The 11519-nt window shown below is 70.0% G+C and carries 13 protein-coding genes; 3 read left to right on the top strand and 10 right to left on the bottom strand.

Annotated elements, in window-relative coordinates:
* Positions 1-182: 182 nt before the first annotated feature.
* Genes ACRDP3_RS26900 through ACRDP3_RS26860 form a run of 9 tightly spaced genes read right to left on the bottom strand, consistent with a single transcriptional unit; the run spans position 183 to position 9080 of the window.
* Positions 183-1391, bottom strand: a complete 1209-nt coding sequence (locus ACRDP3_RS26900) for an MmgE/PrpD family protein (RefSeq protein ID WP_431519610.1) — start codon at positions 1389-1391, stop codon at positions 183-185.
* Positions 1388-2695 (bottom strand): TRAP transporter large permease, encoded by a 1308-nt coding sequence (locus ACRDP3_RS26895; RefSeq protein ID WP_431519609.1) that lies wholly within the window; start codon positions 2693-2695, stop codon positions 1388-1390. The genes ACRDP3_RS26900 and ACRDP3_RS26895 overlap by 4 nt, the downstream gene beginning before the upstream one ends.
* Positions 2692-3267, bottom strand: coding sequence for a TRAP transporter small permease (locus tag ACRDP3_RS26890; RefSeq protein ID WP_431519608.1), 576 nt, complete (start codon positions 3265-3267; stop codon positions 2692-2694). The genes ACRDP3_RS26895 and ACRDP3_RS26890 overlap by 4 nt, the downstream gene beginning before the upstream one ends.
* Positions 3268-3277: 10 nt before the next feature.
* Complete coding sequence (locus ACRDP3_RS26885; protein ID WP_431519607.1) at positions 3278-4312, bottom strand: TRAP transporter substrate-binding protein; 1035 nt, start codon at positions 4310-4312, stop codon at positions 3278-3280.
* A complete protein-coding gene (locus ACRDP3_RS26880) occupies positions 4309-5316 on the bottom strand; it encodes an LLM class flavin-dependent oxidoreductase (protein ID WP_431519606.1) in 1008 nt (335 codons plus the stop codon). The genes ACRDP3_RS26885 and ACRDP3_RS26880 overlap by 4 nt, the downstream gene beginning before the upstream one ends.
* Before the next feature lie 50 nt (positions 5317-5366).
* Positions 5367-6515, bottom strand: a complete 1149-nt coding sequence (locus tag ACRDP3_RS26875; RefSeq protein ID WP_431519605.1) for an acyl-CoA dehydrogenase family protein — start codon at positions 6513-6515, stop codon at positions 5367-5369.
* The gene (locus ACRDP3_RS26870) at positions 6512-7018 is read right to left on the bottom strand and encodes a MaoC family dehydratase (protein WP_431519604.1); all 507 of its coding nucleotides are present in this window, start codon (positions 7016-7018) and stop codon (positions 6512-6514) included. Before ACRDP3_RS26870 ends, ACRDP3_RS26875 begins: the two co-directional genes overlap by 4 nt.
* Positions 7015-8181, bottom strand: a complete 1167-nt coding sequence (locus ACRDP3_RS26865; RefSeq protein ID WP_431519603.1) for a CaiB/BaiF CoA transferase family protein — start codon at positions 8179-8181, stop codon at positions 7015-7017. The genes ACRDP3_RS26870 and ACRDP3_RS26865 overlap by 4 nt, the downstream gene beginning before the upstream one ends.
* Positions 8178-9080, bottom strand: coding sequence for an HpcH/HpaI aldolase/citrate lyase family protein (locus tag ACRDP3_RS26860; protein WP_431519602.1), 903 nt, complete (start codon positions 9078-9080; stop codon positions 8178-8180). Before ACRDP3_RS26860 ends, ACRDP3_RS26865 begins: the two co-directional genes overlap by 4 nt.
* A 152-nt stretch (positions 9081-9232) precedes the next feature.
* On the opposite strand from ACRDP3_RS26860, the gene ACRDP3_RS26855 reads away from it, so the two are divergent.
* Positions 9233-10000: an IclR family transcriptional regulator gene (locus ACRDP3_RS26855; protein WP_431519601.1), complete on the top strand. Its 768-nt coding sequence runs from the start codon at positions 9233-9235 to the stop codon at positions 9998-10000.
* Between the two features lie 33 nt (positions 10001-10033).
* Here ACRDP3_RS26855 and ACRDP3_RS26850 read toward each other — a convergent pair whose 3' ends face one another.
* Positions 10034-10456 carry a YjbQ family protein gene (locus ACRDP3_RS26850; RefSeq protein WP_431519600.1) on the bottom strand — a complete coding sequence of 141 codons (423 nt, stop codon included), beginning with the start codon at positions 10454-10456 and terminating at the stop codon, positions 10034-10036.
* A 163-nt stretch (positions 10457-10619) separates the two neighbouring features.
* Between ACRDP3_RS26850 and ACRDP3_RS26845 the strand changes: the two genes are divergently transcribed.
* Together ACRDP3_RS26845 and ACRDP3_RS26840 are read left to right on the top strand one after the other, a co-directional pair.
* Complete coding sequence (locus tag ACRDP3_RS26845; protein ID WP_431519599.1) at positions 10620-10742, top strand: hypothetical protein; 123 nt, start codon at positions 10620-10622, stop codon at positions 10740-10742.
* A 46-nt stretch (positions 10743-10788) separates the two neighbouring features.
* Positions 10789-11505, top strand: coding sequence for a (Fe-S)-binding protein (locus ACRDP3_RS26840; RefSeq protein ID WP_431519598.1), 717 nt, complete (start codon positions 10789-10791; stop codon positions 11503-11505).
* The last annotated feature ends 14 nt before the right edge of the window (positions 11506-11519 follow it).

Here is an 11519-nt window from a genome sequence, read left to right as displayed (position 1 = left end):
CCGATGTAGGCCCGTGCGGCCCGCTGTCCGCCCGCGTCGCTCACCACCCCGCCCACCTCCCGCCGCTGCCCTGCCGGTTCGCAGCGAGCGTAGCAGCGGGCGTACGAGGACGGGGGCGCATCCGACGGGCGCCGTGCCCGCCCCCCCGGTCGCCCCCGGCCGTGTCCGGCCCGGAGGCGGACTCAGCCCGGGCCGAGGGCCCTTCGGTGCAAGCGCGGGGCTGTCTCCCAGGACAGGTCCACGACCTCCCCGGCGCGGTCCTCACCGGCACAGGAGGTGACCTTGGCCGCGAGTTCGCCTACGGTGGCCGGGCGTTCGGGGTGGCCCGGCGGCAGGTCGAGGGCGGCCTCGGCCCGGGTGCCGTCGGACAGTTCCAGGACGACCCGCGTCTCGCCCGCCATCAGCTCCTCCCCGCCGCCGGGCGTGACCCGCACCTCCGTACGCTCAAGCAGGCGCCGTACCAACGGACGGGTGGCGGCGCCGTCGGTGAAGTGGGCCGGACCGGGGAAGAGATCGAGGAGCGCGGTCGCCACCGCGTACTCCATGCTGAACTTCGCCTCGAGTCCGGTGCGGGGATCATGGTGGATCAACGGCTGCATGGCGGCCTCGGGTGTGGTGATGACGATCCTGGAGATCCCTCCGGTCTCCAGGTTGTCGCGCAGCAGTGTCCGTGCCGCACCGATGGGCCGCTGCATGGCGTAGCAGCACGGATGCAGCTTGACGGCCAGACCGCCCGGGACGGCGGGGCCGGAGAGGTCGGGCGGCCATGCCGGGGAAGCGCCGGAGCCGCCGACCAGGTCGAACCACTGGTCCAGCACTGCGGGGTCGGCCGAGGCGCCGGCCGCGGCGAGCAGCGCCGCGCGTACCCCGGCGTCGGTGGCGAATCCGACCTGCAGGCACTTGCCGGAGGTGCCGAACGCGCGCTGCGCACCCCCCGCTGCGGGCACGGCGAGTGCCATCGCCCGCTTGACACCCTCCGCGTCCAGGCCGAGGGAGAGGCCGGCGGCGACCGCAGCGGCCGGCGCACCCGCCGTGCAGGTGGCATGCCAGCCGGCGCGGTAGTGGCTCCAGCCCAGCGCCGTGCCGAGCCGGGCCATCACCCCCGCCGCCGCCAGGTACTCGCGCGAACCGCCGCCGGTCGCCAGCGTCGCGCTGAGGCAGACGACGCTGATGTGCGTAGTCGAGGGCAGGTGCACGTCGTCGAAGTCGAGCACGTGGCCGATCGCGGCCCAGCGCAGCGGTTCCGGCAGCTGGGCGGTCAGTTCGACGATCGGGTCACCGGCCGCGGCCAGGGTCACGGCGACGGTGTCCACCAGTGCCCTGCGCGCGAGTTCCTCGTCGGCATCGTCCGGGCTGAACGCGGCGGCCCAGTCCGCGAGATCGGCGATCACTGAATCAGTCCCGGGAGCCACGTGGCGAGTTCCGGTACGGCTGTCACCAGGACCAGCATCCCGGCTTCGATCGCCAGATACGGGACGATGCCGCGGAAGATGTCGGAGAGGTCCAGCTCGGGCACCACTGACTTCATGGTGTACAGATTCAGGCCGACCGGAGGCGTGATCACCGCCATCTCCAGGTTGACCACCAGCAGCACTCCGAACCACAGGGGATCGAAGCCCAGTTCCTCGATCGCGGGCACCAGAATCGGCGTCACGACGAGCAGCAGCGACGCGGCGTCGACCAGGCATCCGAGGAGGATGAGCACGATCATGATCGCCGCGATCACGAGGTAAGGCGATACCTCCAGACCCACCACGAAGCTGGACACCGCGTCCGGGATCCGGGCCACCACGAGCATCTGCGTGAAGACGAATGCGGCGCCGACGATGACCAGTACCGAGGCGCTCACATGCGCGGTGGACACGAAGATGGTCCTGAGGTTCGCCCAGCCCAGCTTCCGGTAGATCCACCCGGTCACCCCGAACGCCGCCAGGGCGCCGACGGCCGCGGCCTCGGTCGGAGTCGCGAGGCCGGTGTAGATCGAGCCGAGGACGAGGACGACGAGCCCCAGCGCGGGCGAGATCTTCGCGAGGGCGGCGAAGCGTTCCCGCCAGGTGAAGGTCTCTGCGACGACGGGTGCGTTGGCCGGCGCGGTCTTCGCCCGCAGGACCACATACAGGATCATGAACGCGGCGAGCAGGAGGCCGGGTATCAGTCCGCCGGCGAACAGTGCCGCGATGCTCACGCCCGTCACCGACGAGTAGAGGATGAACATCAGGCTCGGCGGGATGAGCATCGCCAGCGCGCCGGAGGCCGTCACGGTGCCGCTGGCGAACGACGGCCGGTAGCCGCGGCTGAGCATCTCCGGTACGGCCATCCGGCCGATCACCGCCACGGAGGAGATGCTCACACCGGACATCGCCCCGAACACGGTCGACGATCCGATCGCCGAAGCGCCGAGACCACCGGGGACCCGGTTGAACCAGCGGTGTGCCGCGCCGAACAGGTCACGGCCCAGGCCACTGACCGCGAGCACCTCACCGAGCAGGATGTAGAGGGGTGCCGCCACGAGTGCGTAGTTCTGCAGCTGCGCGACCAGCGACAGTGGAACCAACTCGACCCCGGAGAAGCCGTTCATACCGATGAGGCCGGCGATGCCCGAGACGGCCAGCGCCACGAATATCGGCGTTCGCAGGGCGATGAGGAAGAGGAGGAGGACGACCGCGAGGGCCGCGATTCCGGCGTCGGACATCATCGGTTCGGCTCTCCTTCACCGGCGGAGGCCGGGCGGTCACCCGGGCCGGCAGCGGCGTCTTCGGTGGACGGTTCGGTGCTCTTCTCTCCGCCCGTACCGCCCGGCGGGAAGAGCAGGGCCACGAGGGTCAGCAAGGCTCCGGTGAGGAACAACACGGCATCGGGAATCCACAAGGGGATGCTGAACGTGCCCGAACCGGTCAGCCCTCCCTCGATCGCCACACCCATCGAGCGGAACGCGGTGACGGAGAGGATCAGACCGAGGAACGCCGTCGCTGCCGCGGTGACGACGTCCGCGCCCCTGCGCGCCCCGCCGGGCAGGGCCCGGTGCACCAGGTCCATCGAGATGTGCTGGCCCTTGGCGTAGAGATACGGGACCGCCAGCGACGTCGAGACGAGAACCCCGGCGGCGTTCAGCGGGAACGCCCAGTCGGTGGGCGCGGAGAAGGTGAAGCGGACGACCACGTCGTAGGTGATGGTCAGCATCATCAGTCCGACGACAGCCATGGCCACGACGGCCAGTCCCAGGGAGCAGGCCAGCACGTACTTCCGGATTCTGTTCAGTGCGCTCATGCCGGGCCCCTCATGCCTTCCGGATGGATTCGACGGCCCTGGCGGCGGTGGTGTCGTCGCCGAGGAGCGATTTCCACCGCGAGTACACCGGCGCCACGGCCTTGCGGAAGGCCGCCATCTGGGCGGCGTCGGGCTTGATCAGCTCCACTCCCGCGGCCTCCGCCTTGGGCAGGTAGTCCGAGGTGTGGACCTTCACCATGTTGGCGGTGCCGTCGTCGTAGAGCGCCCGGCCGGCGGCGTCCAGCGCCTGCCGCACCGCGGGATCCTGCTGCTCGTACCAGTCGCTGCGGCAGTACGCGTCGACGGTGTAGGCGCCGAAATGCCCGACCGTTCCGTACTTGATGATGCTCTGCAGGTCCCGGGAGATGACGGTGCCGACGTAGCTCACCATCCCGTCGATGGTGCGGCGCTCGAGTGCCTCGTAGACCTCCGCGGAGCCCATCGAGACGGGAGCCCCTCCCAGGGCCTTCACCGTCTCGCCCTCGATCTCGCCGGCGACACGGAGGCGCATCCCGCGTACGTCCTCGGGCTTGCGGATCGGTTTGTCGACCGTCCACAGGTATTCGAAGGTCGTGGGCATGCCGCCGAGGATGCGCACGCCCTTCGGCGCGAGCTTGTCGTTGATCAGGGTGTGCTGCGGATCGCCGGGCGCGATGGCCCGGCGCAGCTTGTCGTAGTCCTCGGTGATGAACGGCAGTTCCATGGCGCCCAGTACGGGATAGGTCGACGACACGTAGGAGCTGGTCTGGAAGATCACATCGGCCACGCCGGACAGCAGTCCGGGCAGGAGTTGCTCCGCGCCCAGCAGGGTGCCGGAGTCGAACATGTCCAGGGACAGCCGCCCCTTGCTCCGGTCTTCCGCCACGCCGACGAACTTCTCGATGCCAGGGTAGAGGTCGCCGTAGGACGACGGTATGTAGGTGGCCACCGTGGACTTCGGTCCCGCCCCGGCGCTTGCCGGAGCGCATGCGGACGACCCGGCGGTGGCCAGACCAAGCCCTGCCGCGGCGAGGAAGCGCCGCCGTCCGATCTCTCTCGTGTTCATCGCAGTACCTCGTCCGTAAGGCGTTTCAAGCCGGCCATGACCTTCTCCTGCGGCATCCCGGGCCATTGCGGGCGGAGCAGGATGTTCTCGGGGTTGACGTGCTCGATGAGGTCGGCGAGCCGCGCACGGCAGGTGGCCGCGCTGCCGAGGATGAACCGGCCTCGCCGCAGCTCGTCGAACTCCTTGTCGAAGCTCTGCGACGCCGGGAGCACCTGGTCCTGCCCCCAGGCTCGGTAGGCCTCGTACTTCACCGTCATCGCGGCGCGTACGTCCTCGACGGCCGACTCGTCGCTGTCGCCGACGTAGATCTCCTGGAGCACCTGGATCCTGGCCTCGCCGTGCCCGTACTCGGCGCAAGCGGCCCGGTACGTCGCGACCTGCTGGTGCAGGTAGTCCCGGTCCACGTGTGCGGCCGCGGCGATCCACGGAAGGCCCATCCTCGCGGTGCGCCGCAGAGCCCGGTCGGTGTGTCCGGCCAGCCAGAGCGGCGGATGGGGACGCTGGACGGGGCGCAGGACCGGGCGGACGCCCGCCAGTTCGACCACGTCGCTGCTGAAGGTCACCTCGTCCTCGGTCCACAGCCGGCGGACGACGTCCAGATTGTCGAGGAAGCGGCGCAGCCGGCGCTGCCTGGGCACCCGGAAGGCGTCGAACTCCACGTCGCGGTAGCCGAGTCCGGCGCCGACGGTGAGCCGTCCGCCACTGATGATGTCCAACGTGGCCAGTTCCTCGGCCAGATCGACGGGATTCCCGAGCGCCATGAGGGTTATCGCCGTACCGATCCTCATGTCGCCGGACTCGGGCACGATCCGTGAGAGCACCGCGAGAGGGTGCAGGTACTGAAAGGGGTCGGCGAGGTAGTGCTGGGTCGCCCACACCGAGGAGAATCCGGCGTCCCGGGCGAAGCGCACCTGTTCCACCTGCTCGGCGAAGCGCGCCACCGTGTCGTCGTCGGGCGTGAACTGACTGCACAGCACCAGTCCGTATTCGGGGGCTGATCTCATCCGGGCCAGAGCCTCCCTTCCTGGTTGGGTCGTGTACCTGGATCACGGACTCAGAAGGACCGCGGCATCTTCAGTACGTGCTGGCCGATATAAGACAGGATGAGATTGGTCGAGACCGGTGCCACCTGGTAGAGCCGGGTCTCGCGGAACTTCCGCTCGATGTCGTAGTCGGCGGCGAAGCCGTACCCGCCGTGGGTCTGCAGTGCGGCGTTCGCGGCCTCCCACGAGGCGTCGGCGGCCAGCAGCTTGGCCATATTGGCCTCGGCGCCGCACGGTTTGCCCGCGTCGAAGAGATCACAGGCGCGCCAGCGCATCAGGTCCGCGGCCTCGACGTTCACGTGTGCTCTGGCGATCGGGAACTGAACTCCCTGGTTCTGGCCGATGGGACGTTCGAAGACGACGCGCTCAGTGCCGTATTGAGCGGCGCGCCGGACGAACCAGCGGCCGTCGCCGACGCATTCGGCGGCGATCAGGATCCGCTCCGCGTTCATCCCGTCCAGGACATAGCGGAAGCCGGCCCCCTCCTCGCCGATCAGGCTGTCCGCCGGGATATGGACGTCGTCGAAGAACACCTCGTTCGTCTCGTGGTTGACCATCGTCCTGATGGGGCGGAGCTCGACACCCTCCGCTTCCCGCAGGTCGATCAGGAACAGCGACATACCGTCGGACTTCTTCACCGCCGCGTCACGTGGCGTCGTGCGGGCGAGCAGCAGCATCAGATCGGAGTGCTGCACGCGCGAGATGAAGACCTTCTGGCCGTTGACGACGTAGCCGTCCGCGGTGCGGGTCGCGGTGGTGCGGATACTGGTGGTGTCCGTGCCGGCGGTGGGTTCTGTCACGCCGAACGCCTGGAGGCGCAGCTCACCCGACGCGATCGAAGGCAGGTAACGCTTCTTCTGCTCCTCGCTGCCGTGCCGCAGCAGCGAGCCCATGGTGTAGAGCTGCGCGTGCACAGGCCCGGCGTTGCCGCCGTTGGCGTTGATGCCCTCGAGGATGACGGAGGCGTCGCCGAGGCCGAGTCCCAGGCCGTCGTACCGCTCGGGCACGAGCGCGCCGAGACAGCCCGTGCGGGTCAGTGCGTCGACGAACTCCTCGGGGTAGCGGCGCGCCGCATCGACGTCCCGCCAGTAGGCGTCCGGGTAGTCCGCGCAGATGCGATCGACCAACTGACGCAGGTCGCGGCGCAGTTCGGTGGTCACGACCGATCTCCTTCCGGATCCGCCGCGTACCGCGGGCCGTGGCCGCGCTTGTAGACCAGCAGCGTCCTCTCGAACTCGATGACGACCTCGTCGGTCTGCTTGTAGCCGGTGGTGCGCACCGTGACGACGCCCAGTGTCGGCCGCGACGCCGACTCCCGTACCCGCAGCACGGTCGACCGGGAGCGAATGGTGTCGCCCTCGAAAACCGGGTTCGGCAGGGTTATCCGCTCCCATCCGAGGTTGGCGAAGACGTTCTGGGACACGTCGGTGACGCTCTGGCCGGCGACCAGGGACAGGGTGAAGGTGGAGTTGACGAGCGGCTGGCCGAACTCGGTGCGCCTGGCGTACTCGTGGTCGAAGTGCAGGGGGGCGGTGTTCTGGGTGAGCAGCGTGAACCAGACGTTGTCGGTCGTGGTCACGGTGCGGCCCAGCGGGTGCTCGAATACGTCGCCCGCGACGAAGTCCTCGTAGAACCGTCCGTGCCAGCCGGTATGCGTCGTCATCGGTCTTCCTCCGGTCGGTGCAGTTCGGCCAGCACGGACTCGGTGTGCTGACCGAGGGCCGGTACCGCACCGCCTTCGGCGACCCGCTCACCGGGAGCACCGGGCGGGCGCAGAGTGCGGACGGTTCCCTGATCGGTCCGGGTCTCCATCCAGCGGCCGGCCCGGTCGAGTTCCGGGTGAGTCGCCAGGTCGGCGACCTCGGTCATCCGGCCCCAGGCGATTCCCGCCGCGTCGAGCCGCGCCGTGAGCGTGCTCGCTCGGTGCGCGCTGAACCGCTCGCCGAGCGCCCCGTCGAGCTCCGCTCTGTTGGCCACCCGATCGGGGTTGGAGCAGAACCGTTCGTCGGCCGTGAGCTCCGGCGCCTCCAGCACCTCGGCGCACAGGCGCACCCATTCCCGCTCGTTCTGCACGGCGATCAGCAGTGAAGTGCCGTCCGCGGCGGCGAAGGCTCCGTACGGTGCGATCGTGGGGTGCGAAGTCCCCATCGGTTCCGGGGCGGACCCGCCGTACAGCGTGTAGTAGAGCGGGTGCGCCATCCATTCGGTGAGCGCGTCGAAGAGCGAGATCGTGACGGGCAACGCCTCCCCCGTCACGTCGCGGTGCCGGATGGCGGCGAGCACGCCGCTGAAGGCGTAACACCCGGCCGCGATATCGGCGATCGAGATGCCGACCTTGGCCGGCGCGGCAGGCGTCCCGGTCAGCGACATCACGCCCGCCTCGGCCTGGATCAACGCGTCGTACGCCTTCTTCGTGGCGAGCGGCCCGCTCGGCGCGTAGCCGGAGATCAGGCACACGATCAGGCCGGGGTGGCGTCGCCGCAGCGTGTCGGTGTCGAGCCCCAGCCGCCGGAGAGCGGCGGGCGCCAGGTTGGCCACCACGATGTCGGCGCGTTCCAGCAGCCGGTGCAAATCCTCGGCGCGGGCGGGGTCCTTCAGGTCGAGTTGTACCGATTCCTTGCCGCGGTTCAGCCAGAGGAACGCACTGGACACACCGTGTACGACGTGGTCGTAACCGCGGGCGAAGTCACCGCCGTCGGGCCGTTCGATCTTGATCACGCGAGCGCCGAGGTCGGCGAGCTGACGCGTGGCGAAGGGAGCGGCGACGGCCTGTTCCAGGGCCACGACGGTGATTCCCTCCAGCGGCAGCCCGGACCGTGCCGTCATCGGGTCACCTCCGCGTCGGCGCCGGCGGCACGGAGCAGCGCCGCCGCACGGATGACCACCGGGCGGTCGACGAACGTTCCGTCGGGGAGCTGCAGTGCGCCCACGCCGCGGTCCTGCGCCGCGTGGTGGGCGGCGAGCACTTCGCGGGCGCGCTCGAGTTCTCCGGCCGTCGGCGCGAAGGCCCGCCGGACCGGGCCCACTTGCCGGGGATGGACCACGACGCGACCGGTGAACCCGAGTTCGCGGGCGGCGCGGCTGGACCGGATGAGCCCGTCCTCGTCCTCCAGCGCCGGGTACGGGCCGTCGAGTGGACCGGTCAGCCCGGCCGCCCGGGCAGCCAGCACCACCTGCGAACGGGCGTGCAGCAGCTCGCGTCCCTCGACGGTGGGCTGTACGCCGAGTTCGGCGGCGAGGTCGAGGGTGCCGAACAGCAGTGTCCGTACCCGGGGGCCGGCGGTGGCGATGGCGCCCGACTCGAGCACCGCGCGGGCGGTCTCCACGATCGGCACCAGTGACAGCCGCCCGGGCTCGACGCCCGCCGTCCGTTCGGCGTCGGTGAGCGTCTCGTCGAGCCGTCCGAGCTGCGCCACGGATTCGGTCTTCGGGACGATCAGGCCGGCCAGGCGCGTACCGGCAAGCATGGAGGACACCGCGGCCAGGTCCGCTTCGATTTCGGCGGTGGAGGGCGCGTTGATCCGAACGTACACGGCAGGGCTGTCCGGCTGGTCCGGCAGCGCGGTGAGCACGTCGGCGGTGCGGGTACGCGCGGCGTCCTTCTCGGTGCCGGCGACCGCGTCCTCGAAGTCGACGGCGACGGAATCGGCATCGGTGGCCAGTGCCTTGGCGATCCGGTCAGGCCGGTCGCCAGGGACGAACAGCAAGGCCCGGCCGACATCCATGAGCGCTCTCGTTCTGTAGCATCGGTCCACAGAGTGGAACACGTACCGACTACCGGTACAGTGGGACTCACCATGGTGACGGCGCTCACATGCTGTCAAGGGGCGTGCATGCGCTAACCGGCGCAGCACCGATGCGAGGGGGCCAGATACCGGTGCCAACCAGCAATCAAGCGGTGCGCGCGGTCATCACGACGCTGCGGGTGCTGGAAACGGTCGCCGAGCTGCAGCCGGCCGGTGTCTCGGCGATCGCCAGATCGACGGACATTCCCAAGAGTTCCGTCCAGCGCTGCCTGGTCACGCTGCGGGAAGCGGGCTGGCTGACCTCCTCCCCCACAGACAGGACGCAGTGGGTGCTGACCGGCCGCGCCCTGTCGGTCGGCATCCACGCCTCGGTCGAACTCGGCCTGCGGGAGGCGGCCCTGTCCACGATGCAGGAATTGCGGGACGAGACCCACGAGACCATCCATCTGTCCAGCTACAGCAACGATCACGACCTCGTCGTGGTGGACAGGCTGGACAGCGATGAGCCGGTGCGTACCTGGGTACGCCTGGGCTCCAAAGTGCCGATGCACGCGAGCTGCAGCGGCCGGGCGATCCTCGCCCAACTGCCCGATGCCGAGGTGGACCGACTGCTGAGCGGGACGCTGGAACGCTTCTCGGACAGCACTCCAGCTGACCGGGACGCGGTAGCCGAGGATCTGCGTTCGGTGCGCGAGCTCGGATACGCGACCAACGACTGCGCCTGGCGTCCCGGGGTCGGGGCCGTCGGTGCGGCACTGCTGGATCCGCATGGACGGCCCGTCGGCGCCCTCGCCATCTCCGTACCCGTTCAGCGGTACGACGCGGAGCGAGCCCGCAGCCTCGGTCCGCTCGTGGCCGGCGCTGCCCGCCGCATCAGCGCCGGCCTGCCGCGTACGTGAAGCTGGCCGGATGCCGTTCCAGCCCCGGCCGGCTCAGCCGAGGAAGGACAGCCGCACCCCGCGGTGCGGGTTGTCCCGGTTGGTGTCCACGAGGCAGACGGACTGCCAGGTGCCCAGCTCCAGCCTGCCGCCGATCACCGGCAGCGTGGCGTGCGGCGGTACGAGCGCCGGCAGTACGTGGTCCCGGCCGTGCCCGGGGCTGCCGTGCCGATGGCGCCAGCGGTCATCTGCCGGCAGCAGGTCGCCCAGCGCCGCGAGCAGATCGTCGTCGCTGCCGGCGCCGGTCTCCAGGATCGCGATGCCGGCGGTCGCGTGGGGCACGAAGATGTTGAGCAGCCCGTCCCGCCCGCCCGCGGCGTCCCTGAGGAAGGACGCACACTCGCCGGTGAGGTCGGTGACGGTTTCGCTGGAGCCGGTGGTGAGGTGCAGGACGTGCGTCCGCAGTGCGTCGGTCATGGCTTCATCTTCCCTGCCGGGCGCGGCAAAGGTTCGGGTCGGCCGCGTGGTGCGCGGGGATGACCGAGGTGCTGCCGGAGCGCCCGTCCGCCGCCCGTCTTTCGATCAGCGGATTCGCCGCGGCCCGGGCCCCTCCGGAACGCGGGGGAATTCGCCCCGAGACATGTCTGACGTGCGGCGGCTGCTGTGTGACACCCTGCCGCTGCGGCAGTACGAACCGTCCGGCGATCACGGCGGTCCGGCAGCATGGGCGCGGGCCGCGGCCGGCGTCCGTACCCGTGACTGATCGGCGCTGCCGGGCACGGGCCCGGAACCCGACGAAAGGAGGGAATGTGCGGGTCGCACTCTTCGTCACCTGCATCAACGACACGCTCTATCCCCGCACCGGCCAGGCAGTCGTCACCCTCCTGGAGCGGCTCGGGGTCGAGGTGGACTTTCCCGCCGCCCAGACCTGCTGCGGACAGCCGCAGTTCAACACCGGCTACCGGCGCGAGACCGAACCACTGGCGCACCGCTACGCGGAGGCCTTCCGCGGCTACGACCACATCGTGGTCCCGTCGGGTTCCTGCGCCGCGATGGTGCGGGACAACTACCCCAAGATCGACGCCGCCGGCACGGAAGACGCCGTCGCGCGCACGTACGAACTGACCGAGTTCCTCGTCGATGTGCTGGGCGTGACGGATGTGGGCGCCTACTACCCGCACACCGTCACCTACCACCCCACCTGCCACGGCCTGCGGATGCTCGGCCTCGGTGACCGCCCGCGCCACCTGCTGGAAGCGGTCAAGGGGCTGCGGCTGCGGGAGTTGGAGGGCGCGGACGAGTGCTGCGGCTTCGGCGGCACCTTCGCCGTGAAGAACGCCGACGTCTCCGCAGCCATGGGCGCCGACAAGGCCCGCCACATCGAGGAGACGGACGCCGAGGCGGTGTGCACCGTCGACAACTCCTGCCTCATGCACATCGGGGGCACCCTCTCCAGACGTGGCTCCGCGACGCGCCCCCTGCACATCGCCGAAATCCTGGCCGGCACCGAGGAGGCACCACTGTGAGCGGTACGTATCTG

It is taken from the genome of Streptomyces sp. (assembly GCF_050698815.1).
In the GTDB taxonomy this organism is placed as follows: Bacteria; Actinomycetota; Actinomycetes; order Streptomycetales; family Streptomycetaceae; genus Streptomyces.
Note: the sequence above shows the minus strand (reverse complement) of the source record. Positions and strands in the feature narration are given on the sequence as shown.